21 protein-coding genes are annotated in these 25,439 nt (G+C 68.3%); 14 read left to right on the plus strand and 7 right to left on the minus strand.

What is annotated here, in order from left to right:
- Positions 1 to 16: 16 nt before the first annotated feature.
- The 3 genes from FA740_RS12135 to FA740_RS12145 all read right to left on the minus strand — a co-directional run bounded on the left by FA740_RS12135 (position 17) and on the right by FA740_RS12145 (position 3,807).
- Positions 17 to 1,000: an ABC transporter permease gene (locus tag FA740_RS12135; RefSeq protein WP_136857041.1), complete on the minus strand. Its 984-nt coding sequence runs from the start codon at positions 998 to 1,000 to the stop codon at positions 17 to 19.
- Positions 993 to 2,000, minus strand: a complete 1,008-nt coding sequence (locus FA740_RS12140; protein WP_136857042.1) for an ABC transporter permease — start codon at positions 1,998 to 2,000, stop codon at positions 993 to 995. The genes FA740_RS12135 and FA740_RS12140 overlap by 8 nt, the downstream gene beginning before the upstream one ends.
- A gap of 103 nt (positions 2,001 to 2,103) precedes the next feature.
- On the minus strand, positions 2,104 to 3,807 hold the full coding sequence (locus tag FA740_RS12145; protein WP_136857043.1) for a peptide ABC transporter substrate-binding protein: 1,704 nt from the start codon (positions 3,805 to 3,807) through the stop codon (positions 2,104 to 2,106).
- A 246-nt stretch (positions 3,808 to 4,053) separates the two neighbouring features.
- Here FA740_RS12145 and FA740_RS12150 point away from each other — a divergent pair, with 246 nt between their 5' ends.
- The 4 genes from FA740_RS12150 (at position 4,054) to FA740_RS12165 (ending at position 8,833) form a co-directional block, all read left to right on the plus strand.
- Positions 4,054 to 5,886, plus strand: coding sequence for an ABC transporter ATP-binding protein (locus FA740_RS12150; RefSeq protein ID WP_211243700.1), 1,833 nt, complete (start codon positions 4,054 to 4,056; stop codon positions 5,884 to 5,886).
- 89 nt (positions 5,887 to 5,975) lie between these two features.
- A complete protein-coding gene (locus tag FA740_RS12155) occupies positions 5,976 to 7,142 on the plus strand; it encodes a M20 aminoacylase family protein (protein WP_136857044.1) in 1,167 nt (388 codons plus the stop codon).
- 102 nt (positions 7,143 to 7,244) lie between these two features.
- Positions 7,245 to 8,129, plus strand: coding sequence for a formyltetrahydrofolate deformylase (purU, locus tag FA740_RS12160; RefSeq protein ID WP_136857045.1), 885 nt, complete (start codon positions 7,245 to 7,247; stop codon positions 8,127 to 8,129).
- Positions 8,129 to 8,833: a class I SAM-dependent methyltransferase gene (locus tag FA740_RS12165; RefSeq protein ID WP_136857046.1), complete on the plus strand. Its 705-nt coding sequence runs from the start codon at positions 8,129 to 8,131 to the stop codon at positions 8,831 to 8,833. The genes purU and FA740_RS12165 overlap by 1 nt, the downstream gene beginning before the upstream one ends.
- 6 nt (positions 8,834 to 8,839) lie before the next feature.
- Here the strand turns inward: FA740_RS12165 and FA740_RS12170 are convergent, their stop codons facing one another.
- The 4 genes from FA740_RS12170 to FA740_RS12185 are packed head-to-tail and all read right to left on the minus strand — an operon-like array spanning position 8,840 to position 13,421.
- Positions 8,840 to 9,916, minus strand: a complete 1,077-nt coding sequence (locus tag FA740_RS12170) for a BMP family ABC transporter substrate-binding protein (protein ID WP_136857047.1) — start codon at positions 9,914 to 9,916, stop codon at positions 8,840 to 8,842.
- A 33-nt stretch (positions 9,917 to 9,949) separates the two neighbouring features.
- Positions 9,950 to 10,840, minus strand: coding sequence for an ABC transporter permease (locus tag FA740_RS12175; protein ID WP_136857048.1), 891 nt, complete (start codon positions 10,838 to 10,840; stop codon positions 9,950 to 9,952).
- The gene (locus FA740_RS12180; RefSeq protein ID WP_136857049.1) at positions 10,837 to 11,913 is read right to left on the minus strand and encodes an ABC transporter permease; all 1,077 of its coding nucleotides are present in this window, start codon (positions 11,911 to 11,913) and stop codon (positions 10,837 to 10,839) included. The genes FA740_RS12175 and FA740_RS12180 overlap by 4 nt, the downstream gene beginning before the upstream one ends.
- On the minus strand, positions 11,910 to 13,421 hold the full coding sequence (locus tag FA740_RS12185; RefSeq protein WP_211243704.1) for an ABC transporter ATP-binding protein: 1,512 nt from the start codon (positions 13,419 to 13,421) through the stop codon (positions 11,910 to 11,912). Before FA740_RS12185 ends, FA740_RS12180 begins: the two co-directional genes overlap by 4 nt.
- A gap of 104 nt (positions 13,422 to 13,525) precedes the next feature.
- On the opposite strand from FA740_RS12185, the gene dnaE reads away from it, so the two are divergent.
- The 10 genes from dnaE to tolB all read left to right on the plus strand — a co-directional run bounded on the left by dnaE (position 13,526) and on the right by tolB (position 25,432).
- Complete coding sequence (gene dnaE, locus FA740_RS12190) at positions 13,526 to 16,996, plus strand: DNA polymerase III subunit alpha (protein ID WP_136857051.1); 3,471 nt, start codon at positions 13,526 to 13,528, stop codon at positions 16,994 to 16,996.
- 162 nt (positions 16,997 to 17,158) lie between these two features.
- Positions 17,159 to 17,668 (plus strand): crossover junction endodeoxyribonuclease RuvC, encoded by a 510-nt coding sequence (gene ruvC, locus FA740_RS12195; protein WP_136857052.1) that lies wholly within the window; start codon positions 17,159 to 17,161, stop codon positions 17,666 to 17,668.
- Positions 17,665 to 18,372: a Holliday junction branch migration protein RuvA gene (gene ruvA / locus FA740_RS12200; protein ID WP_136857053.1), complete on the plus strand. Its 708-nt coding sequence runs from the start codon at positions 17,665 to 17,667 to the stop codon at positions 18,370 to 18,372. Before ruvC ends, ruvA begins: the two co-directional genes overlap by 4 nt.
- A 15-nt stretch (positions 18,373 to 18,387) precedes the next feature.
- Positions 18,388 to 19,308: a zinc metalloprotease HtpX gene (gene htpX, locus FA740_RS12205; protein ID WP_136857122.1), complete on the plus strand. Its 921-nt coding sequence runs from the start codon at positions 18,388 to 18,390 to the stop codon at positions 19,306 to 19,308.
- Positions 19,305 to 20,336 carry a Holliday junction branch migration DNA helicase RuvB gene (gene ruvB / locus FA740_RS12210; protein ID WP_136857054.1) on the plus strand — a complete coding sequence of 344 codons (1,032 nt, stop codon included), beginning with the start codon at positions 19,305 to 19,307 and terminating at the stop codon, positions 20,334 to 20,336. The genes htpX and ruvB overlap by 4 nt, the downstream gene beginning before the upstream one ends.
- A 42-nt stretch (positions 20,337 to 20,378) precedes the next feature.
- On the plus strand, positions 20,379 to 20,774 hold the full coding sequence (gene ybgC, locus FA740_RS12215) for a tol-pal system-associated acyl-CoA thioesterase (protein ID WP_136857055.1): 396 nt from the start codon (positions 20,379 to 20,381) through the stop codon (positions 20,772 to 20,774).
- Positions 20,775 to 20,960: 186 nt separating this feature from the next.
- On the plus strand, positions 20,961 to 21,653 hold the full coding sequence (gene tolQ, locus FA740_RS12220; RefSeq protein WP_136857056.1) for a protein TolQ: 693 nt from the start codon (positions 20,961 to 20,963) through the stop codon (positions 21,651 to 21,653).
- A 3-nt stretch (positions 21,654 to 21,656) separates the two neighbouring features.
- A complete protein-coding gene (gene tolR / locus FA740_RS12225) occupies positions 21,657 to 22,106 on the plus strand; it encodes a protein TolR (RefSeq protein WP_136857057.1) in 450 nt (149 codons plus the stop codon).
- A 2-nt stretch (positions 22,107 to 22,108) separates the two neighbouring features.
- Entirely contained in the window at positions 22,109 to 24,031 is a 1,923-nt protein-coding gene (locus tag FA740_RS12230) for a protein TolA (RefSeq protein WP_136857058.1), read from the plus strand.
- Between the two features lie 81 nt (positions 24,032 to 24,112).
- Positions 24,113 to 25,432 carry a Tol-Pal system beta propeller repeat protein TolB gene (gene tolB, locus FA740_RS12235; protein WP_420873146.1) on the plus strand — a complete coding sequence of 440 codons (1,320 nt, stop codon included), beginning with the start codon at positions 24,113 to 24,115 and terminating at the stop codon, positions 25,430 to 25,432.
- Positions 25,433 to 25,439 lie beyond the last annotated feature (7 nt).

The raw sequence follows: 25,439 nt of genomic DNA on the forward strand, positions 1-25,439 counted from the left end.
TGGCCCCCCTTTTCGGTCAGCGACCCCGGATGCGGGGGTCCATGGCGTCGCGCAACCCGTCGCCGATGTAATTCACGCAGAGCACCGTCAGCGAGATCAGCAGGCCGGGAAAGATCACCCGCCACGGATACAGCACCATCTGATCCACCGCGTCGAACAAGAGCCGTCCCCAGGTCGGAAAGTCGGGCGGGAAGCCCAGGCCCAGAAAGGACAGCGCGCTTTCGGTGATGATCGCGGTGGCGATGCCCAGGGTCGCGGCCACCATGATCGGCGACATGACGTTGGGCAGGATGTGCCGCGTGACCATCCGGTGCGAGGGCGTGCCGATGGAGCGCGCGGCCAGGATGAACTCACGCTCCTTGAGGCCCAGGACCTCGCCGCGCACGATGCGGGCGGCCTGCATCCAGCTGGTCGCGCCGATGGCGGTCACGATCAGGAAGAAGATGCCAAGCGCGGGGCCGAAGGTCTGGGACAGCGGCTCGCGGAACAGGGTCACCATCAGCAGCAGCAAGGGCAGCAGCGGCAGGGCCAGGAACAGCTCGGTCATGCGCATCAGGGGCGCGTCCAGCCTGCGGAAGAACCCCGACAGGATGCCGATCAGGCTGCCCAGGAAGATCGCGATGGTCATGGCCGTCAGGCCCACCGCGATGGAGACCTGCCCCCCGGCCATCAGCCGCGCCAGGAGGTCGCGGCCCAGCTGGTCGGTGCCCAGGGGATGGGCCAGAGAGAAGCCCTGATTGCGGGCGCGGATGTCCACGAAGGTCGGATCGATCCGCCACAGCAGCGGGCCGATGGAGACGAACAGGATGATCCCCACGAACAGCGACAGCGCCACCATCGCGCCCCGGTGACGGCGGAACTGGCGCCAGACATCCGACCATTGGCTGCGATGGGCCACGGTTTCGGGGGCGGGCACGACGGGGGGGCTGGCGGCTGCGGGGGTGGCCGCGCCGCCGGCGGCGGCGAGGTCGGAGGAGGGGGTGCGGGTCGGCTCAGTCATAGCGGATCCTCGGGTCCAGCACCCCGTAGAGGATGTCTGCGATCAGGGTGAAGGTGACGATCAGGATGGCGAAGATGAAGGTCAGCGTCATCACCATCGGGATGTCATTGGCATAGATGGACGAGATCAGCAGCTGTCCCAGCCCGTTCACGCGGAACACCTGTTCGGTGATGATCGCGCCGCCGAAGACCGCGGGCAGGCCCAACGCGATGACCGTCACGACCGGGATCAGGCTGTTTCTCAGCGCGTGTTTCAGCACGACCTTGCGTTCCGACAGGCCCTTGGCGCGGGCGGTGCGGATATAGTCCTGGCTGAGGTTGTCCAGCATCGACGAGCGCATGAAGCGGCTGATCTGGGCGGCGTTGTACAGTGCCAGCACCGTCACCGGCATGGCCATCTGCCGCGCCTGCGCCAGAAAGCTGTCCCAGTCCCGCACCACCAGCGTGGTGTCATAGACCGAGGGGAACCATTGCAGGTTCACGCCGAAGACGATGATCAGCACGACGCCCGTGAAGAAGGTCGGCATCGAAAAGCCGATCATCGACACGAAGGTGCCGATCTGGTCGAACAGGCTGTACTGCCGATAGGCCGACAGGATGCCGATGGGCACGGCGATCATGATGCCGATGACATAGGACATGCCCACCACGGTCAGGGTCTGCGGCAGGCGCTGCGCGATCACGTCAAAGACCGGGCTGCGCGACTGAAAGCTGACGATGCGTTGCGCGCCCTGGCTGAAATTGGTGCCGAACCACTGGTCGGTCCAATACAGCGGCTCGACCCAGAAGAACTGTTTCAGCCACAGGACATAGCGGACGGGCCAGGGTTCGCCCAGGCCAAGGGCTGCGCGCATGCGCTCGCGCACCTCGGGGGGGACGGTCAGGGGCACGTCGCCCAGGGGGTCGCCCGGCGATGCCTCCAGCAGCAGGAAGATCACCAGAGAGATGAACAACAGCGTCGGGATCGCCAGGAACAGCCGGCGGATGGTGAATGTCAGCATGGCGCCTCGGGTCGGAAGGGGTGCGGGCGTGGACCGCCGCCGATGCGGTCATGCGACCGCAGGGGTGCCGCCCCGGTCGCGGGGACCGGAGCGGCGGGGACGGTCACTGCTGGATGCGGTACCAGTCGGCGGTGTTCCAGATCTCGCTGTCCCAGGCGTTCAGCTGGACGCCGCCAAGCGAGTTGGCATGCGCCGAGGCGGTGCCGCGATAGACCAGAGGGATGATCGCGTTGCTGTCCTTGGTCAGCATGTCGTTCATCCGGCGGCCCATCTCGGAGCGTTCGGTCTCATCGACGATGCCGCCCAACTCGGCGACCAGGCGGTCGTATTCCTCGTCGCAGAAGCGGCTGATGCCCTCTCCCTGCCACTGGTTCGCGGGGGACGGCGCCTTGTTGCAGGTGTGCTTGGACAGGTAGGCGGTCGGGTTCACGCCGTCGAAGTTGTCGGCATACATCTGCACGTCGGCATAGAACTTTTGCAGGGTGTCGGGCGAACCCGCATCCGAGCCGAAGAAGATCGAGGCATCGACGGTCTTCAGCTCGGTCTCGATGCCGATCTCGGACCACCACTGCTTGATCAGCGCCTGGAAGTCCTGGCGCACCGCGTTGACCGAGGTCTGGAAGACCATGCGCAGCTCGACCCCGTCCTTGGCGCGGATGCCGTTGCTGCCCATGACCCAGCCTGCCTCGTCCAAGAGCGCGTTGGCGCCCGCGATGTCCTGGGTCAGGCAGTCGGTGTTGTCGGATGCCCAGGCCTCGGGGGCGGGGACATAGTTGCAGGTCGGCTGACCGGCGGTGCCATAGCCGATCTCGACCAGCAGTTCGCGGTCGATGGCCATGGACAGCGCCTGGCGGACCGCCGGGTCGGACAGGAACGGATGGGGATGGGCGCGGGTCGAGCGTTCATCCGCGGGCAGCGACGAGGACGGGTCGGTCAGGTTGACATGGATGCGTTCCACCAGGCTGCCGAAGGCGGCCGAGACCGTGCCGCGACCGGCGGCGACCATGCCGGCGATGACGTCGGGGGCCAGCTGGGTGTTCCAGGCATAGTCGAATTCGCCCGTCTCCAGCACGGACCGCGCCGCGCCTGCCGCGTCGCCGCCGCCCTTGACCAGCACCGTCGCAAAGGCGGGCTTGGCCGGGTCGCGGTATTCGGGGTTGGCCTCCAGGCTGATCGTGTCGTTGGTCAGGAACTGGGTGACGCGGAACCCGCCGGTGCCGACGGGGGCAAAGTTCTGGTCGGTGCAGGTCGGCGCGTTGGCGCCCAGGCAGTTCTCGAACTGGGCCTTCTGCAGGATCGGGGTCTGCGAGCCGACGAAGGTCGAGAAGGGGTCGGGCCGCGCCTCGGTGAAGGTGATGCGGACGGTGTGCGGATCGACCGCCTCGACCGATTCCACGCCCTCGAACTTGGCCAGCTGAGAGCAGCCGCCCTCGGGATGCATGCAGTATTCGGCGGTGAAGACCACGTCATCGGCGGTAAAGTCGGTGCCGTCCGACCACTTGATGTCGTCGCGCAGCTTCCACGTGACCGAGGTCAGGTCCTCGGCGATGCCGCCATTCTCAAGGCTGGGCATCTCGGCGGCCAGGCGCAGGTAGATGGTGCCGTCGGCGTCGAAACCCGCCAGCGGCTCCAGCGTCAGGGAGGATGCGATCATCTCCTTGGTGCCGCCCGACAGATAGGGGTTCATGGTCGAGGGGGCCTGCCACAGGATCAGGCTCAGCTGTCCGTCGCGGCCCCGTTCGGCCATCGCGGCTGGCGCCATCACCAGCGTCGCGACAGCGCCCATCAACACGGTCTTCAGTTTCATCACGGTCTCCTGTTGGGTGTCGTGTGCGTGGGGCTGGCACGTCACACCGGCCATCATTGGGCCTGTTCTTTGTAGCAGTCCCGCATCGGTCAGGTTCGGTTTTGCCCCTGCGGAATGGAGGCATCATCGAACGAAGCCCGCGCGAAAAGCAAGACCATTCGCGCAGGTCCGCGCCTGCGGTTTCGGCTTTGACTTTCCGGGGGCATTGGCTAGCCTGCCGTCTTGGACATTTCCCGGGGGCCTGCCATGCTGGACGACAAACCGCTTGTTTCGATTGAGAAACTTCGGGTCGAATTCGAGACGAACGACGGCATCGTCGTCGGCGTCAAGGATGTCAGCTTTACCATCAAGCCGGGCGAATGTGTCTGCGTCGTGGGCGAATCCGGGTCGGGCAAATCCGTCAGCTCTCTGTCCCTGATGCGGCTGGTCGAATATGGCGGCGGCACCATCGCGGGCGGCAGCCTGATGTTCGATCCGGGCAACGGCACGCCCATCGATCTGGCCCGCCAGTCCAGCGCCGCGATGCGCGACATCCGCGGCAACCAGATCGGGATGATCTTTCAGGAACCGATGACCGCGCTGAACCCGGTCTTTACCGTGGGCGACCAGCTGACCGAGGGGCTGATCGCCCATCGTGGCCTGAAAAAGCACGAGGCCCGCGCCCGCGCGCTGGAGATTTTGCGCCAGGTCCGCATCCCCGAGCCCGAGCGTCGCCTGGACCAGTATCCGCATGAATTGTCTGGCGGCATGCGCCAGCGCGTCGTCATCGCCATCGCCATGGCCTGCGAGCCGCGTCTGCTGATCTGCGACGAGCCGACCACCGCGCTGGACGTGACCATCCAGGCCGAGATCCTGGCCCTGATCGACCGGCTCAAGCGGGAAAAGCAGATTGCCGTTCTTTTCATCACTCATGACATGGCGGTGGTCGCGCAGATGGCAGACCGTGTCGTGGTCATGTATCGCGGCGACAAGGTCGAGGAGGGCCCGGTCGCGCAGATCTTTGAGAATCCGCAAAAGGATTACACCAAGATGCTGCTGGCCGCCGTGCCGCGCCTGGGCGAGATGACCGGCAAACCGGCCCCCGAACGCCTGCGCCTGATGGGCGACGGCACCACCGGCGCGCCCGAGCCGATCATCGTCACCGACCCCAAGCCGCTGCTGACGGTCAAGAACCTGACCACGCGCTTCAACGTCAAGGGCGGGCTGTTGCGCCGCACCGTCGCGCGGGTGCATGCGGTCGAGGATGTCAGCTTCACCATCAACGCCGGAGAGACGCTGTCGCTGGTGGGGGAATCGGGCTGCGGGAAATCGACCTGCGGGCGGTCGATCCTGCGCCTGGTCGAGCCCGAATCGGGCACCGTCGATCTGGGCGGCACGGACATCATCGGCCTGTCGCAGGGCGCGCTGCGGCGTGCGCGGCGCGATATGCAGATGATCTTTCAGGACCCTTTCGCCAGCCTGGACCCGCATATGAAGCTGTATGACCAGGTGGCCGAGCCGATGGAGAATTACGGCATCGGCAGCAAATCGGAACGCCAGGACCGCATCGCCGCCCTGTTCGACCGGGTCGAGCTGCCGCGCAGCTTCATGCGCCGCTACCCTCACGAGATGTCGGGCGGCCAGCGCCAGCGAATCGCCATCGCCCGCGCCCTGGCGCTGAACCCCAAGCTGATCGTGGCCGACGAGGCCGTGTCCGCGCTGGACGTGTCGGTGCAGGCGCAGGTCCTGAACCTGCTGATGGAGCTGCAGCAGGATCTGGGTATTTCCATGCTGTTCATCAGCCATGACATGGCGGTCGTGGAACGCGTCAGCCACCATGTCGGCGTCATGTATCTGGGCCGCATCGTCGAAATGGGCACCCGCGCCCAGGTCTTTGAGAACCCCCAGCACAGCTATACCCGCCAGCTGATGTCCGCCGTGCCCGTGGCCGATCCGCGCCAGAAGAAGATCAGTGAGGACCTGACCTTCCGGCCCATCCCGTCGCCTATCCACCCGGTCGATTACGCGGCCAAGCCGTCGGTGTACCGCGAGGTCGCGCCCGGTCACCGCGTGCTGGTCGACCCCATCACCCACGGCTGATCGTTTTTCGGGCAGGGGCCGGGAGGCGGCCTCCGCCCCTCTTGCAGATCATGCAGGAAATCGCCACGCTGCGCCCGAAGGAGACACCCATGCCCGTCAAGAACCGCTTTGCCGAACTGCTGCCCGAGATCACCGCCTGGCGCCGCGATTTCCACGAACATCCCGAGCTGCTGTACGATGTCCACCGCACCGCGGGCCGCGTGGCCGATCTGCTGCGCGAATTCGGCTGCGACGAGGTGACCGAGGGCGTGGGCCGCACCGGCGTCGTGGGCATGATCAAGGGCCGCACGGATACCAAGGGCCGCGTCGTGGGCCTGCGCGCCGACATGGACGCCCTGCCGATCATCGAGCAGACGGGCGTGGAATACGCCTCCAAGACGCCGGGCAAGATGCATGCCTGCGGCCATGACGGCCACACCGCCATGCTGCTGGGTGCTGCGAAATACCTGGCCGAGACGCGCAATTTCGACGGCACCGCCGTGGTCATCTTCCAGCCCGCCGAAGAGGGGGGCGCCGGGGGCGAGGCAATGGTGCTGGACGGTCTGGTCGACCGCTGGAAGATCGACGAGTTCTACGGCATGCACAACATGCCGGGCATGCCGGTGGGCCAGTTCTCGATCCGGCCCGGCGCGATGATGGCGGCGGCCGATCAGTTCGACATCACCGTGACCGGCAAGGGCGGCCATGCCGCCAAGCCCCACGAATGCATCGACACCACCCTGACCGCCGCGCAGATCATCGTGGCGCTGCAATCGGTCGTGGCGCGCAACATCGACCCGCTGAAGAACGCGGTCATCTCGGTCTGCGTGGTCTCGACCGATTCGACGGCACATAACGTCATTCCGCAGGTCGTCCAGCTGAAGGGCACCGCCCGCAGCCTGGCCCCCGAGGTCCGCGACGAGCTGGAGGAGGGGATCAAGCGCGTCGCCACCAACATCGCCGCCGCGATGGGCGCCACCGCCGAGGTCGATTATCAGCGCGGCTATCCGGTCACGATGAACGATCCGCAGGCGACCGATTGGGCCGCCGACGTGGCGCGGGCGATTTCCGGCGATGTGGACATGGACATGCAGCCGATGATGGGCGGCGAGGATTTCAGTTATATGCTGAACGAACGTCCCGGTGCCTATATCTGGGTCGGCAATGGGGACACGGCGATGGTCCATCACCCCGCCTACAACTTCAACGACGAGGCCATCCCGGCGGGCTCCAGCTGGTATGCCGGCATGGTCGAGGCGCGGCTGCCGGCCGCGTGATGTCGCGGGCGGCCCCGTGCCGTCGCAAACGTGATTGCCCTTTGCGGGCAATGCGTTGAAATGCCGGTGGCGTTCGCGCCATCGGCAAAACGGGGACCACAGATGAAGACCTTTACCCTGCGCGTGACCTGCGCCTCGACCCGCGGCATCGTCGCGGCGATTTCCGGCGCGCTGGCGGATGCGGATTGCAACATCACCGACAGCGCCCAGTTCGACGATGTCGAGACGGGCCGGTTCTTCATGCGCGTCAGTTTCCGGTCGGAAGGGACCGCGACGCTGGACAGCCTGCGCGCGACCTTTGCCGCCATCGCCACCCGGTTCGGCATGGAGGTCGAGATCACCGACGATTCGGTGAAGAAGAAGGTGCTGATCATGGTCAGCCGGTTCGGGCATTGCCTGAACGACCTGCTGTATCGCTGGCGCATCGGCGCCCTGCCCATCGACATCGTGGGGGTGGTGTCGAACCATCACGAATATCAGAAGGTCGTCGTGAACCACGACATTCCCTTCCACATGATCCGCGTCACCCCCGAGAACAAGGCCGAGGCCGAGGCCCGCCAGATGGAGATCATCGAGCAGAGCGGGGCCGAACTGGTCGTGCTGGCGCGTTACATGCAGGTGCTGTCGGACCGGATGTGTCAGCAGATGTCGGGGCGGATCATCAACATCCACCACTCCTTCCTGCCCAGCTTCAAAGGCGCGAACCCCTACAAGCAGGCGTATGAGCGGGGCGTGAAACTGATCGGCGCGACCAGCCATTACGTCACCGCCGACCTGGACGAGGGTCCGATCATCGAGCAGGACACCGTCCGCGTGACCCATGCCCAAAGCCCCGGCGATTACGTGTCCCTGGGCCGCGATGTCGAGGCGCAGGTCCTGGCCCGCGCGGTCCATGCCCATATCCACGGGCGGGTGTTCCTGAACGCGGCCAAGACGGTGGTCTTTCCGCCCTCGCCGGGCAGCTATGCCAGCGAACGGATGGGCTGATGCCGGATAACGGGTGGGAGGCCTCGGCCCGCGCCTGGATCGCGGATATGGGGGCTGAGGGCGATTTTTCGCGCCGCCATGTTCTGGACGCGCCGATGCTGGCGCGGGTCCGGGCCTCGGGGGCGCGCGAGGCGGTGGACGTGGGCTGTGGCGAGGGGCGGTTCTGCCGCCTGATGCGCGCCGAGGGGCTCGACCCCATCGGGGTGGAGCCCACCGCCGATCTGCGCGCCACGGCGGCGTCGCGCGACCCCGGCGGGCGCTATCTGGACGCGCGGGCCGAGGCGCTGCCGCTGGACGACGCATCGACCGATCTGGTGGTCAGCTATCTGACGCTGATCGACATCGACGGGCTGGAGGATGCGGTGGCCCAGATGGCCCGCATCCTGCGACCCGGCGGGCGGCTGCTGATCGCGAACCTGAACAGCTTCAGCACGGCGGGGACCTGGCGCAGGCGTGCCGATGACAGCCGGGAATTCGTGATGAATGGCTATGCCGATCCGCGCGCGGAATGGGTCAGCTGGCGCGGCATCACGGTGCGCAACTGGCACCGGCCGTTCCAGACCTATCTGCAGGCGCTGCTGGGGCAGGGGTTGGTGATGACCCATTTCGAGGAGCCGCAGCCCACCGGCGGTCCGCCCGGAACGGTGCGCCGCTATCGCGACGCACCCTGGTTTCACGTCATGGAGTGGCGAAAGCCGCTGTGACCGCGCTTATTGCGGGATCTGCGCGGTGATGCCTTCGACATAGAAGTTCATCGACTGCAGGTCCTCGTCGCTGGCAGTCTCTCCCTCGGCCAGCCAGACGGTGCCGTCGGCCTTGTTCAGCGGGCCGGTGAAGGGGTGGTATTCCCCCGCGCCGATGGCGTCGCGCAGGGCCTCGGCCTCGGCCTTGACTTCGGCGGGGACGGCGTCGGTGATCTCTCCGATCACGACCTCTCCGTCACCGATGCCCGCCCAGCTGGCGCCGGTTTCCCAGGTGCCGTCCAGCATCTGGCCGACGCGCTTGATGTAATAGGGCGACCAGTCGTCGATGATGGACGCCACGCGCGGGCTGGGGGCGAAGGCCGCCATGTCGCTGGCCTGGCCAAAGCCGATGGCGCCGGCCTGCTGGGCCTGGGCCAAGGGTGCGGTGGAATCGGTGTGCTGCAGGATCACGTCGACGCCTTCGGCCAGCAGGGCGGACGCGGCCTCGGCCTCTTTCGCCGGGTCGAACCAGCTATAGGCCCAGACGACGCGCATCTCGACCTCGGGATTGACCTTGCGGGCATGGATGAAGCTGGCGTTGATGCCCTGGATCACCTCGGGGATCGGGAAGGACCCGATATAGCCGATCTTGTTCGATTCCGTCATATGGCCCGCGATGGTGCCGGTGACCGCGCGACCCTCGTAGAAGCGGGCGTCATAGACGGCGACGTTCTCGGCGGTCTTGTAGCCGGTGGCGTGCTCGAACTTGATGTCGGGGAAACGGGCCGCGACGTTCATCACCGGGTCCATGAAGCCGAAGCTGGTCGCAAAGATCAGCTGGTTGCCCGCCAGCGCCAGCTGGGTCAGGGCGCGTTCGGCATCGGCGCCTTCGGGCACGCTCTCGATGAAGGTGGTCTCGACCCGGTCGCCGTATTCGGCCTCGATCGCCTGGCGGCCCAGGTCGTGCTGATAGGTCCAGCCGCCATCCCCCACCGGGCCCACATAGATGAAGCCGATCTTGAGCGGCTCGTCCTGGGCCATGGCCGGGGCGGCCAAGGCCATCAGCGTGGCCGATGCGGTGGCCAGAAGTGTCCTGCGAAGCATAGTGATCCCTCTCTGCAGTGATCGGCTGCGGTTCTACCGCAGCGCGTGGAAATTGGTGCCAAGCGAGCCGGGGGCAGCCGCCCCCGCGCGCCGCGAGTATTTCTGCCGGGCCGAGATGGCCACCAGCACGATGATCGTCGCCAGATAGGGCGCCATCGACAACAGCTGCACCGGCACCGCGACGCCCGCCGCCTGCAGGCGCAGCTGCAGCACGGTGACGCCGCCGAACAGCCACGCCCCCGCCAGCACGCCCGGCGCGGTCCAGTTGGAGAACACCACGATGGCCAGCGCGATCCAGCCCGCGCCCGCGGTCATCCCCTCGGTCCATTGCAGGACCGTCGCGATGGAGATGAAGGCGCCCCCGATGCCCGCCATGGCCCCGCCAAAGGCGATGGCCGCCAGCCGGGTCAGGCGCACGTCATAGCCCAGGGCATGGGCAGCCTCGTGGTTCTCGCCCACGCCGCGCAGGATCAGCCCGCGCCGGGTGCGGTTCAGGAACCACCAGACGACCGGCACCATGATCAGCCCCAGCCAGACGATCCAGTTGATGCGCAGGGGACCGATGGGCATGGCGGGCGCCTTGACGCCTTCGAAGGGCTTGCCGAACATCGCGGCCAGGCCCAGCCCGAACAGCGTCAGCGCCAGCCCGGATGCGACCTGGTTGGCCAGGAACAGCTGGGTCAGCGCCGCGAACAGCAGCGATATCGCCGCCCCCGCCAAGGCGGCCACGGCAAAGCCCAGAAAGGGATTGCCACTGGCATAGGCGGCGGCGAACCCTGCCAGCGCTCCGGTGATCATCATGCCCTCGACGCCGAGGTTAAGGACGCCCGCGCGTTCCACGACCAGCTCGCCCAAAGCGGCGAACAGGATCGGGGTCGAGGCCGAGATCAGCAGCAGAAAGACGGAGAGCGGGTCGATCATCATGCGCGCGCCCTCCGGCGGATCTGGAACCGGGTCAGCAGATCGAAGCCCAGCAGGAAGAACAGCAGCATCCCCTGGAACACCTGCACCGTGGCGGCGGGCAGGGCCATGGTCATCTGCGCCAGTTCCCCCCCGATATAGGTCAGCGCCAGCAGCAGCCCCGCCAGCAGGATGCCCACCGGATGCAGCCGCCCCAGAAAGGCCACGATGATCGCGGTGAACCCGTATCCGACGCCCAGCTTGTCGGTGACCTGGCCCGCAGGGCCCGCGACCTCGAACAGGCCCGCGGCACCGGCCAGCGCGCCCGACAGGCCCAGACAGAAGGCCACCAGCGTCTGCGGACGCACGCCCGCGAAACGGGCGGCGCGCGGCGCGGTGCCGGCGGCGCGGATGTGGAACCCGCGGATGTGGCGGCTCATCAGGAACCAGGTGGCCAGGACGGCGGCGGCGGCGGCCACGACCCCCCAATGCGCGCCGGTCCCGGCAATCAGTTCGGGGTTCGCGGCGGACGGATATTGCTGCAGGTTGCGCGATCCGGGAAAGCCCATGCCCTGCGGGTTGCGCATCGGGCCGAAGGCCATCCAGGCCGCCACCCGCTGCGCGACATAGACCAGCATCAGCGACACCAGAATTTCCGACGCTCCGAACCAATTGCGCAGCATCGCGGGGATCATGCCCCAGGCCCAGCCCCCCGCCAGTCCCGCCGCGACCATCAGCGGGAACAGCCACCACGCCTCCAGCGGGTACAGCGCCAGCGCGACGGCGGCGCCGGTGAGGCCGCCGATGATGTATTGCCCCTCGGCCCCGATGTTCCAGATGCCGGCGCGGAACCCGATGGCCAGCCCGGACGCGATCAGGATCAGGGGGGCGGCCTTGATCAGCAGCTGCGGGCGGGAATAGCTGGCGGCGGGGCCGAACAGCGGGTCCCAGAAGATCGTGCGGATCGCCGCGACCGGGTCATGGCCCAGCAGCGCGAACAGCAGCCCGCCGGTGACCATGGTGGCCAGCACCGCCATCACCGGCGTCGCGATCTGCCAGCCGGTCGAGGCGCTCTGGCGGGGGATCAGCGTGATCATAGATGCGCCTCTTCCATGCCATGGGCGCCGCCCAGCATCAGGCCGATGCGGTCCAGCGTCAGCCCGTCGGTGGGGACGGGGGGCGACAGGCGGCCTTCGTTCAGGGCGCAGAAACGGTCGGACAGTTCCAAAAGCTCATCCAGATCCTGAGAGATGACGATGACGCCCGCGCCCTGGCGGGCCAGATCCAGCAGCGATTGCCGCACGGCGGCCGCAGCCCCCGCGTCGACGCCCCAGGTGGGCTGGTTCACGACCAGCACGCGCGGGTTCTGCATGACCTCTCGGCCGATGACGAATTTCTGCAGGTTGCCGCCCGACAGGGCGCGCGCCGCGACATGGGGGCCGGGGGTGCGGACGTCGAACCCCTCGATCACCGCCAGCGCATAGTCGCGCGCGGCCTTGTGGTCGATCAGCCCGCCGCGGACCAGGGACTTGCGGCTGCCCGCGGTCAGGAGCGTGTTTTCCGTCAGGCTGAAATCGGGGACAGCGGCGTGGCCCAACCGATCCTCGGGCGCGGCCAGCAATCCGGCGATGCGGCGCGGTTCGGGGCCGGTCGCGGACAGGTCCGCGCCCTCCAGCGTGACGGTGCCGGGCGCGCTGCGCACCTCGCCCGACAGGGCGGCCAGCAGCTCCTCCTGGCCGTTGCCCGCGACGCCGCCGATGCCCAGGATTTCGCCCGCGCGCAGGGTCAGGGCGATGTCCTTCAGCGCGGTGCCTTCGGCATTCGGGGCCGGTTGGGACAAGGCGCGCACCTCCAGCAGGACCGCGCCCGGCTGACGGCCCGACCGGTCGATCTGGCGCATCTGGCCGCCGACCATCATCGCCGCCAGATCGCGGGCCGAATGGGCGCGGGGGTCGCAGCTGTCGACGACGCGGCCGTGCCGCAGGATCGTGGCGCGGTCGCAATGGCTGCGGATCTCGTCCAGCTTGTGGCTGATATACAGGATCGCGGTGCCCTGCGCCGCAAGCTTGCGCAGGGTGGCGAACAGCAATTCGGCCTCCTGCGGGGTCAGGACGCTGGTGGGTTCGTCCATGATCAGCAGGCGCGGGTTCTGCAGCAGGCAGCGGATGATCTCGACCCGCTGGCGTTCGCCGGCGGAGAGGGTGACGATGCGCCGGGCCGGGTTCAGCGGCAGGCCGAAATCATGGCTGACCTTGGTGATGCGCGCCGACAATTCGCGCCGCGGCGGCGGGTTCTCCATCCCCAGGGCGATGTTTTCGGCGACCGTCAGTGCATCGAACAGGCTGAAATGCTGGAACACCATCGCCACGCCCGCGGCCCGCGCCGCGCGGGGATCGGAGGGCACATGCGCCGCGCCGCCCAGGGTCATCCGCCCGTCATCGGGGCGCACGAGGCCATAGATCATCTTGACCAGGGTCGATTTTCCCGCGCCGTTCTCGCCCAGCAGGGCGTGGATTTCCCCCGGCATGACGTGGAACGACACGTCGTCATTGGCGCGCACGCCGGGATAGGACTTGCCCAGACCTTCGGCGCGGAAAACGGGCATGTCGGTCAATTCTGTCCCCTTGGTCAAATCCTTGACCTGCTTATCCCGCAAATCGCGGCCCGCGCAATTGCACTGTTTGGTCAGGCTGCGATACAACCCTGATCATGGCCGCAAAATCCCCCCGATTCATCCATCTTCGCACACATTCCGAGCATTCTTTGCTGGAAGGTGCCATTCCGGTAGGCAAACTGCCCGGGCTTGCCGCTGATGCGGGCATGCCGGCGGTGGCTCTGACCGATACGAACAACATGTTCGCCGCGCTGGAATTCAGCGTGAAGGCCCGCGACAAGGGCATCCAGCCCATCGTCGGCTGTCAGGTGACGCTGGCGGCGGATGCCACCGGGCCCGTCGTCCTCCTGGCGCAGAACCAGGCGGGCTGGATGAACCTGATGGCGCTGTCCACCTGCCTGTACCTGCGCGAGGGCGGCGCGCTGCCGCATGTGACCGTCGATGAGCTGTGCGCGCGGGCCGAGGGGCTGATCTGCCTGACCGGGGGCGCGACGGGCCCCTTGGGCCTGCTGATCGCACAGGGCCAGATGCCCAAGGCCGAGGCGCTGGCCGACCGGCTGGCCGGGGCCTTTGGCGACCGCCTGTATGTCGAGTTGCAGCGCCATCCCGGCGAGAACGGCCAGCTGATGCCCGCCGAGGCGGCATCCGAGGGCGGGCTGATCGACCTGGCCTATGCGCGTGACCTGCCGCTGGTGGCGACGAACGACGTCTATTTCCCCAAGACCACGATGTACGAGGCGCATGACGCGCTGATCTGCATCGCGGAAAAGGCCTATGTCGACCAGTCCCAGCCCCGCCGCCGCCTGACGCCCCAGCATTACTTCAAGTCGCCCGAGGAGATGGCCGTCCTCTTCGCCGACTTGCCCGAGGCGATCGACAACACCGTCGAAATCGCCCGCCGCTGCGCCTTTGCGGTGGCCAAGCACGCGCCGATCCTGCCCAAATTCGCCGATGACGAAGTGACCGAACTGCGCCGTCAGGCCCATGCCGGTCTGGCCGAGCGCCTGAAGGTCATCCCCCATGCGGTCACGCCCGAGGAATACACCGCCCGCCTGGATTTCGAACTGGGCATCATCGAACAGATGGGCTTTCCCGGCTATTTTCTGATCGTGGCCGATTTCATCCATTGGGCCAAGGAACAGGGCATTCCGGTCGGGCCCGGTCGCGGGTCGGGGGCCGGGTCGCTGGTCGCCTATGCGCTGACCATCACCGACCTGGACCCGCTGCGCTATAACCTGCTGTTCGAGCGCTTCCTGAACCCGGAGCGGGTCAGCATGCCGGACTTCGACATCGACTTCTGCATGGACCGCCGCGAGGAGGTGATCCGTTACGTGCAGGGCAAATACGGCGCCGACAAGGTGGGCCAGATCATCACCTTCGGCGCGCTGCTGTCCAAGGCCGCGGTGCGCGACGTGGGCCGGGTTCTACAGCTGCCGTTCGGCCAGGTGGACCGCCTGTCCAAGATGATCCCGGTCGAGGGGGTGAAACCCGTCAGCATCGCCAAGGCCCGCGCCGATGAGCCCCGCCTGCGCGAGGCCGCGCGCGAGGAGGTCGTGGCCCGCCTGCTGGATTACGCCGAACAGCTGGAGGGGCTGTATCGCAACGCATCCACCCACGCGGCGGGGGTGGTGATCGGTGACCGGCCGTTGGACCAGCTGGTGCCGCTGTATCGTGATCCGGCCTCCGACATGCCTGCGACCCAGTTCAACATGAAATGGGTGGAGCAGGCCGGGCTGGTCAAGTTCGACTTTCTGGGGCTCAAGACGCTGACGGTGATCCAGAACGCGGTCGACCTGATCAACGGGGCAGGGCGTCCGCTGCACATCGCCGCCGACGGGCGGCAGTTGTATGAACCGACGCCGGGGACGGAAAACCAGATCAACCTGATCCCGCTGGACGACAAGCCCAGCTATGAGCTGTTCGCCAGCGCCCGCACGGTCGCGGTGTTCCAGGTGGAATCGTCGGGCATGATGGACGCGCTGCGCCGCATGAAGCCCACCTGCATCGAGGATATCGTGGCGCTGGTGGCGCTGTACCGTCCTGGCCCGATGGAGAACATCCCGACCTATTGCGAGGTCAAGAACGGGCTGCGCGACCTGGAATCCATCCACCCCAGCATCGACGATATCCTGGCCGAGACGCAGGGCATCATCGTCTATCAGGAACAGGTGATGCAGATCGCCCAAGTCATGGCGGGGTATTCCCTGGGCGGCGCCGACCTGCTGCGCCGCGCCATGGGCAAGAAGATCGCGGCCGAGATGGCCAAGGAGCGGCCCAAGTTCGTCAAGGGTGCCGTTGCCAACGGCGTGCCCGACAAGAAGGCCGGAGAGGTCTTTGACCTGCTGGAGAAATTCGCCAATTACGGCTTCAACAAATCGCACGCGGCGGCCTATGCGGTGGTCAGCTATCAGACTGCATGGCTGAAGGCGAACCACCCGGTCGAATTCATGGCCGCGGTGATGAACTGCGACATCCACCTGACCGACAAGCTGGCGGTTTACAAACGCGAATGCGACCGGATGGGCATCGAGATGGTGCCGCCTTGCGTCAACCGCTCGGCCCCGACATTCACCACCGGGCCGGGGCGCATCCACTATGCGCTGGGCGCGCTGAAGGGCGTCGGCATTGAGGCGATGCGGCTGATCCATGAGGCGCGCGGGCAGACGCCCTTCCGCGACATGCACGACCTGGCCCGCCGCGTGGACATGAAGCGCGTGGGCAAGCGCCCACTGGAGATGCTGGCCCGCGCCGGGGCGTTCGACGGGCTGGACGACAACCGCGCCCGGGTGATGAAGTCACTGGACGCGCTGTGCGCCTGGTCGGCGGCGGTGCAGGATCAGGCGGCCTCCAGCCAGACGTCGCTGTTCGGGAGCGGAGAGGATCTGCCGCCGCCGCGCCCGCCCATCGCGGGCATCTGGCTGCCCACCGAGAAGCTGGCCGAGGAGCACAAGGCCATCGGGTTCTATCTGTCCGGCCACCCGCTGGACGATTACCTGCCCGCGCTGCGGCGCAAGAAGGTGCAGACCCTGGCCGAGATCAGCCAGGACGCGCTGAACGGCCCGCTGGTCGCCCAGATCGCGGGCACCGTCGCCGCGCGGATGGAGCGCAAATCGGCCAAGGGCACGGCCTATGCCTTTGTCAGCCTGTCGGACCCGACCGGCCTCTATGAGGTCACGGTCTTCTCGGACCTGCTGGCGGCCGCCCGCGACAAGCTGGAGCCGGGCCAGAACGTGGTGCTGCAGGTCAAGGTCGAACCCTCGGGCGAGCAGGTCAAGATGCTGGCCAATTCGGTGACGGCGCTGGACGATGCGGTCGCCGATGCCGGCGCGGGCTGCCTGGCGGTCGAGATGCAGGGCGCCGACACGATCCCGCGCCTGGTCGAGGTGCTGACCCGCATCCGCACCGACATCATCGTGCCGCCCCGGTCACGCGGCCCGATCCGCCTGCGTCTGCGCGAGGGCGATGAGATCATCGAGATCGAGGTCGCCAACGACGCCCCCCTGACCACGCCCGCGCGCCAGGCCCTGCGTGCCGTTCCCGGTGTGCTGGACGTGATCGAAGAGTGACCGCGGCTTTGTTCTTCATGAAACTATCCTCAGGGGTTGCCGGCTGGTGTGCCACTGGTCCTAGGACCAGCCGGCGACGGGGCGAAGCGCCCCCGGCCTTTCCGCATCAGCTCTAGGCAGATGTTCGTGCTTCGTGCTAACAATCGGAAAAAAGAGGGCAGCATGAAGGTCTTGGGCATCGATCCCGGTTTGCGGAACATGGGCTGGGGGGTGATCCTGGTCGATGGATCGCGCATCCGCCATATCGCCAATGGCACCATCCATTCGGACGGCGCGCAGGATCTGGGGTCGCGGCTGTCGGTCCTGTTTCGCGGGCTGTGCGCGGTGATCGCCACCCACGCGCCCGACGAGGCTGCGGTCGAGCAGACCTTCGTCAACAAGGACGCGACCGGCACGCTGAAGCTGGGACAGGCGCGCGGCGTGGCCCTGCTGGCCCCGGCCGAGGCGGGAATCACCGTCGGCGAATACGCCCCCAACGCGGTCAAGAAGACGGTTGTGGGCGTGGGCCATGCCGGCAAGGAGCAGGTGCAGCACATGGTGCGGGTCCAGCTGCCGGGCGTCCAGTTCGAGAGCCCGGATGCGGCGGACGCGCTGGCCATCGCCATCTGTCATGCGCGCCACCTGCAGGGGCGCAGCCTGCGCGTGGCCACGCCCAAGCGGGGTGCGGCATGATCGGGCGGATCGCGGGGATCATCCTGCACCGCGCGCGCGATCACGTGCTGATCGACGTGCGCGGCGTGGGCTATATCATCCATGTCAGCGAGCGGACGGCGGCGGGCCTGCCCCCGGTGGGGCAGGCGGCGGCGCTGTATACCGAACTGCTGGTCCGGGAGGATCTGCTGCAGCTGTTCGGCTTTCCGACCATGCTGGACAAGGAGTGGCACCGGCTGCTGACTTCGGTGCAGGGCGTGGGGGCCAAGGTGTCGCTGGCGATCCTGAGCACGCTGGGCCCCGAGGGGCTGGGGCGGGCGATCGCGCTGGGGGACTGGTCATCGGTCAGGAAGGCCAATGGCGTGGGGCCGAAGCTGGCGCAGCGGATCGTGCTGGAGCTGAAGGACAAGGCGCCGTCGGTCATGGCCCTGGGGGGGGCGCTGACCATCGACGCGGGTGACGTTGCCGCGGGCGGTGGTGCGGAGGTGCCGGGCATCGAGCCCGGCCCCTCCGCGGCCCCGGCGCCGGGCGCCGCGGCCCGCCCGGCCTCGGCCGTCGTTCTGTCGGGTCAGGCGATGGCGGATGCGCTGTCGGCGCTGACCAATCTGGGCTATGGTCCCTCCGAGGCGGCGACGGCGGTGGCCGAGGCGCAGGCGCGGGAACCCGCGGCCGCCATGCCCGCGTTGATCCGCGCGGCGCTGCGTCTGCTGGCGCCCAAGGACTGAACCGGAGGTCGGATGATGGCAGGAAACGTCAAGGTCTTCATGCTGATGGCGGCGCTGACCGCGCTGGTCATGGCACTGGGCTGGATGCTGGGCGGATCGGGCGGCGCGCTGATCGCGCTGGTGATCGCGGGGGGCATGAACTTTTTCAGCTACTGGAACAGCGACAAGATGGTCCTGCGCCAGCAGGGTGCGGTCGCGCTGTCGCCGCACCAGGGGCCCGAGCTGTACGCGATGACCGCGCGTCTAGCCGAGCGGGCACAGATGCCGATGCCCAAGCTGTATCTGCTGCCGACCGAGCAGCCGAACGCCTTTGCCACCGGGCGCAACCCGGAGAATTCGGCCGTGGCCGTCACCCAGGGGTTGCTGAACCACCTGTCGGCGGAGGAGATCGAGGGTGTGATCGCCCATGAGCTGGCCCATATCAAGCATCGCGACACGCTGACCATGACCATCACCGCCACGATGGCGGGGGCCATCGCGATGATGGGCAACATGATGCTGTTCGCGGGCAGCCGCGAGGGGCGGGGCGGCATGATCGGCGGGATCATCGCGATGATCCTGGCGCCTATGGCCGCGATGATGGTGCAGATGGCGATCTCTCGGGCGCGCGAATACGAGGCCGATGCGACCGGCGCGCAGATCTGCGGCAAGCCGCGGGCACTGGCTTCGGCGTTGCAGCGGATCGCCGGGGCGGCGGGGCGCAGCGTCAATGTCCCGGCCGAAAAGAACCCGGCGGCGGCGGCCATGTTCATCATCAACCCGCTGCATGCGATGCGGGCCGACCACCTGTTCACCACCCACCCGCCCACCGAAGAGCGCATCGCCCGGCTGATGGCGATGGAGGGCGGATCGCCCTCTGCCCCCCGGCAGGCCGCCGCCCCGAGCCGCATCCCGCGCGCCGGGACGCGGCCCCGCGCGCCCTGGGGCCGGGGATGAGCGCGCCCGACCCTGACCTGCGCCCCGAAAAGCTGGACAGCGATGTCGAGGACCGCGCCCTGCGTCCGCAGAACCTGGCCGAATTCGTGGGCCAGGCCGGGGCGCGGGCCAACCTGAAGGTGTTCATCGAAAGCGCCAAGATGCGCGGCAAGGCGATGGACCACACGCTGTTCTTTGGCCCCCCCGGCCTGGGCAAGACCACGCTGGCGCAGATCATGGCGCGCGAGCTGGGGGTGAATTTCCGCATGACGTCAGGCCCTGTCATCGCGCGGGCGGGCGATCTGGCGGCGATCCTGACCAATCTGGAATCGCGCGACGTGCTGTTCATCGACGAGATCCACCGCATGAACCCCGCGGTCGAGGAGATCCTGTATCCCGCGATGGAGGATTTCGAGCTGGACTTGGTGATCGGCGAGGGGCCCGCCGCCCGCACCGTGCGGATCGAGCTGCAGCCGTTTACGCTGGTGGGGGCCACGACGCGTCTGGGGCTGCTGACGACGCCTTTGCGCGACCGGTTCGGCATTCCCACCCGGCTGCAATTCTACGAGATCGCCGAGCTGGACCTGATCGTGCAGCGCGGCGCGCGGCTGCTGGGCATCAGCGCCGATCCCGAAGGCACGATGGAGATCGCGCGGCGCGCCCGCGGCACGCCGCGCATCGCGGGCAGGCTGCTGCGCCGGGTCGTGGACTTCGCGCTGGTCGAGGGCAATGGCCGCCTGACGCGCGAGATCGCGGATATCGCGCTGAACCGGCTTGGCGTGGACGATCTGGGGCTGGACGGGGCCGACCGGCGCTATCTGACGTTGATGGCCGAGCATTATGGCGGCGGCCCGGTGGGCGTCGAGACCCTGTCGGCGGCGCTGTCGGAAAGCCGCGACGCCATCGAGGAGGTGATCGAGCCCTATCTGTTGCAGCAGGGGCTGATCGCGCGCACCCCGCGCGGCCGGATGCTGGCGGCGCGCGCCTGGCGGCACCTGGGAATTGACGCCCCCGCCCAGCCCGGTCAGGCCAGCCTGTTCGACGCCTGAGCGGCGATTGCGCCGCCGCCGCCCACCCTTTATCGTGGCACCATGAGCCATCACCTGACCCTGCGCGTCTATTACGAAGACACCGACCTTGCCGGCATCGTCTATTATGCCAACTATCTGAAATACATCGAACGGGGGCGGTCCGAATGGATGCGCGACACCGGCATCGACCAGATGGCCATGAAGGCCGCCTCGGGCCGGGTCTTTGCCGTGCGCCGGGTCGAGGCCGATTATCTGCGCCCCGCGCAGTTCGACGACCTGCTGACGGTGGTGACCGATCTGGCCTCGGCGACCGCCGCGCGGATCGTCGTGGACCAGCAGGTGCGGCGCGGCGATCAGGTGCTGTTCACGGCGCGCGTGACGATCGTCTGCCTGGACGGGCAGGGGCGTCCGGTGCGCCTGCCGCAGGCGCTGTCGCGCGCCCTGCCGGAGGGGTGATGCGCGCCGCCCGCGTCGGGGCGGCATGCCGCGCGCCGGGGTGATTGCGGCACGGCTGCTGCACCTTGATGAAAATTGACGCCATTGTGTTGCCACGGGGGCTGAAACCCGTGGCAGTTACAGGGTAATAGGCCGCAACGCCGGACTGCCAGGGGGCAGTCGTGGCCCGTGATGATGAGGCAGAAGATGGAACCCATTCAGGCCGCCCAGGCCATCGACTTTTCGGCCGTGGCGCTGTTCTGGCGGTCGTCGCTGACCGTGCAGGTGGTGATGATCATGCTGATCGTCGCCTCGTTCTGGGCCTGGGCGATCATCGTCCAGAAGTTCCTGGTCTTTGCCCGCACCCGCGCCGAGGCCGCGAAATTCGACCGCGCCTTCTGGTCGGGCGAGCCGCTGGACGACCTCTATGACCGCTTGGGCGATCGCCCCAAGGGCCCGTCCGAACGGATCTTTGCCGCCGGCATGACCGAATGGCGTCGCAGCCACCGCGATGACGGTCGGCTGATTCCCGGCGGAATCGCCCGCATCGACCGCGCCATGAACGTGGCCATCCAGCGCGAGGAGGGGCGCCTGTTCCGGGGCCTGTCCTTCCTGGCGACGGTGGGGTCGACCGCGCCCTTCATCGGGTTGTTCGGCACCGTCTGGGGCATCAAGACCGCCTTCGAAGGCATCGCCCTGACCCAGGACACCAGCCTGGCCGTCGTGGCCCCGGGCATCGCCGAGGCGCTGCTGGCCACCGCCCTGGGCCTGGTCGCGGCCATCCCGGCGGTCGTCTTCTACAACAAGCTGTCGGGCGACGCGGAACGCATCACCGGCGGGTGGGAGGCGTTCTCGGACGAGTTCTCGACCCTCCTGTCGCGCCAGATGGACGAGGAGTGATCCATGGCAGCCTCGGTCGTCAAACGGGTTCGCAGCAAGGGGCGCCGGCGCAACATGCCGATGTCCGAGATCAACGTCACGCCCTTCGTGGACGTGATGCTGGTGTTGCTGATCATCTTCATGGTGGCAGCCCCGCTGATGACGGCGGGCGTGCCGCTGAACCTGCCGCAGACCGCCGCCAACGCCGTCGCCACCGAGCAGGAGGAGCCGCTGACCCTTTCAATTCCCGCCGATGGCGCGATGCAGGTCATGGACCGCGCGGTCGAGGATGACCAGCTGGTCACCGTGCTGCGCGCGATGCTGGCCGAACGCCAGACGGGCCGGGTGTTCCTGCGCGCGGACGGCACGATCCCCTATGCCCGCGTGGTGCAGATCATGGGCGCGCTGAACGCGGCGGGCATCACCGATATCGTGCTGGTCACCGAGACCGGCGGACCCCGGATGGACGGCTGATCATGGAGGACCGCGAGGGGCGCACCGGCTATTGGATCTCGGGGGTGGCGCATGGGTCGCTGATCCTGTGGGCCATCCTGGGCGGCGCGCTGTTCCGGCCCCAGCCCGCGCCGATGGTGCGCACGACCCAGGTCTCGACCATCAGCGGGGCCGAGTTCGAGGCGCTGGCCGCCGCCGCGCGCGGGGCCGGTCCCGTGGGCGCGGATGCGACCGCCGTCGCGGCCCTGGCCCCCGTTGACGCGGCGGATGAGACGACCGCGCGCCCCGTCGACGCCGCGCCGCCGCAATCGGCGCAGGCCGAGGCGCTGGCCGAACCGGATGTGTCTGAGGCCGCGCCGGATCTCAGCGATTTCGCCCCCGCCGCTCCGGTGGATGTGGCAACCGACCTGCCAACCCCGAATGACAATCAGACCGACGCCGCCGAAGCGCTGCCGCAGGTGGCCCCCACGCCGCCCGCCCCGGTCGCCGAGGCGCAGCCGTCCCAACCCGCAGTGCCGGTGCCCGACGCCGCTGCCCAGCCCGTCGCGCCGCGTTCGGCGTTGGCCCTGGATGCATCGCCGCGCCCGCAGGATCGCCCGGCGGGCCTGGTCGAGGCCTTCGAGCGTCGCGTGGCCGAAGCCGCCGCCGCTGAGGCCGCACAGCGCGCCGCAGCTCAGGCCGCCGCACAGGCGGCAGCCGATGCGCAAGCACAGGCCGAACGCCAGGCCGCCGCCGCCGAGGCCGAGCGCCGCGCCACCGCTGCCGCCGAGGCAGAGCAGCAGGGGGCAGCGGCTGATGCCGCCGCCCGACAGGCCGCCGCCGCTGCGGACGCCGAACGCCAGGCCGCTGCCGAGGCCGAGCGTCGTGCCGAGGCCGAGCGCGCCGCTGAGGCCGAACGTCAGGCTGCGGCGGATGCGGAGCGCCGCGCCGCCGAGGCAGAACGCCGCGCCGCCGCCGAACGGGACGCTGCCGAAGCGGAGCGTCAGGCCGCTGCCGATGCGGCACGCCAGGCCGAGGCGGAGGCCGCACGCCGCGCCGAGGCCGAACGCGCCGCCGAAGCAGAACGGGCCGCCGAAGCGGAACGGACCGCCGCCGCCGAGCGCGCCGCCGAGGCAGAGCGTCAGGCCGCGGCGGATGCCGAACGCCGCGCGACCGAGGCCGCCGAGGCCGAGCGTCGTGCCGCAGCCGAACGCGCCGCCGAAGCGGAGCGCCGCGCGGAGGCGGAGCGTGCGGCTGAGGCCGAACGCCAGGCCGCCGCCGAGGCGGAGCGCCGGGCCGAGGAGGCGCGCCGCGTCGCCGCCGAGCAGGCCGCCCGCGAGGCCGCCGACCGCCAGGCGCTGGAGGATGCGCTGCGCGATGCGCAGACCGGCGGCGGCGGCCAGGACATCGCCACGGGCAGCGACGCCCAGGGCGGGCAGACTCAGACGATCGAGGGCGGCAGCGGCGCGTCCGCCGGGCTGGACCCGCTGGCCGCAGCGTTGGCCGGGGCAATGGCCGGAACCGGGGCCGCAGCCGATCCGGCGAACGACCCTGCCGGACCGCCTGCCGACATGATGCGCCTGACACCCAGCCCGATGCCCGCGACCCCGCTGTCGGACCCCGCGCAGGGCCTGCCGATGGGCGATCCGCTGACCCTGTCGGAACGCGACGGGCTGCGGTTCGCCATCCAGAACTGCTGGAACGTGGGCGCGCTGTCGGTCGAGGCGTCGCAGATGACCGTCTCGGTCGGCTTCACCCTGTCGCCGGGCGGGGTGCCCGACCAGAACAGCCTGCGCATCGCGGGGTATCAGGGCGGCAGCGAGGGCGCGGCCCAGCAGGCCTTTGACGTGGCGCGCCGGGCGATCCTGATGTGCGGCCAGGCGGGGTTCGACCTGCCCGCATCGAAATACGGTCGGTGGCGGGATGTCGTCGTCGATTTCCGCCCCGACGGGGTTGCGTTCCAATGACCGGAAGGTGGCCCGGCCGCGCGTCGGGCCACCTTCCGCTTGTCACTGACAAAAGGTAATGTTGACGTCATGTTCCGCAGAATGATCCTTGCTCCCGCCGCCGTTCTGGCTGTCGCCCTGTCGGCGGCCCTGCTGCCGTCGGGGCCGCTGATGGCGCAGGACGCGCCCCTGCGCATCGAGATCACCGATGGCGTGATCGAGCCGATGTCCATCGCCATCCCCGCCTTTCACGGCGATGCCGAGATCGCGGCCCGCGTGCGCCAGGTCGTGGCGGACGACCTGACCGGCACGGGCCTGTTCCGTGAGATCCCGGCTGAGGCGCATCCCGCCCGCGCCGCCAGCTTTGCCGAGGCCGTCAGCTATGACGACTGGCGGGCGGTGAACGCGCAGGGCCTGGTCTCGGCCGAGGTGCGCCAGATGGGCGAGAATATCAGCGTCCGGTTCCGGCTGTTCGACGTCATCTCGGGGCAGCCGCAGGGCGACGGGATGCAGTTCGACGCCCGCGCCAGCGACTGGCGCCGCGCGGCGCACAAGATCGCCGACCAGATCTATGCCCGCCTGACCGGCGAGCAGCCCTATTTCGACAGCCGCGTGGCCTTCGTGCAGGAAACCGGCCCCAAGAACGCCCGCATCAAGCGGATCGGCGTCATGGATTACGACGGCGCGAACATCCTGTGGATGACCGACAGCTCGTCCCTGGTGCTGGCGCCGAAATTCTCGCGCGACGGGCGGCGGCTGCTGTTCACCAGCTATGACAGCGGCTTTCCCCAGATCCAGATCATGGACGTGGCCACCGTCAGCGCCCGGCCCCTGACCACGGAACAGAATGCGATGGCCTTTGCGCCGACCTTCAGCCCGGACGGGCGGTGGGTCGCCTATTCGCGCGAACAGGGCGGCAATACCGACATCTGGCTGATGGACGTGTCGACCGGGGCTCAGCGCGCGCTGACCAATTCGCCGGCCATCGACACCTCGCCCGGCTTCAGCCCGGACGGCCAGCGCATCGTCTTCGAGAGCGACCGATCCGGCACCCCGCAGCTGTACATCATGGGCCTGAACGGCGGAGAGCCCACCCGCATCAGCTTTGGCGAGGGGCGCTATGGCACCCCCGCCTGGTCGCCCAAGGGCGATCTGATCGCCTTCACCAAGCAGATCGGCGACCGGTTCCACATCGGCACCATGCGCACCGACGGATCGTCCGAGCGCATGCTGACCGAAAGCTTCTTGGACGAAGGCCCGACCTGGGCGCCCAATGGCCGCGTGGTGATGTTCACGCGCGCCACCCCCGGCGGAAACGGATTGCCGCGGCTGCATTCGGTGGACATCACCGGGCGCAACATGCGACCGATGAATCTTGACTTTGCCGCCTCGGATCCGTCCTGGGGACCCCTGATGCCATGAGGATGAC

The sequence above is a fragment of the Paracoccus hibiscisoli genome (genome assembly GCF_005048265.1).
In the GTDB taxonomy this organism is placed as follows: domain Bacteria; phylum Pseudomonadota; class Alphaproteobacteria; order Rhodobacterales; family Rhodobacteraceae; genus Paracoccus; species Paracoccus hibiscisoli.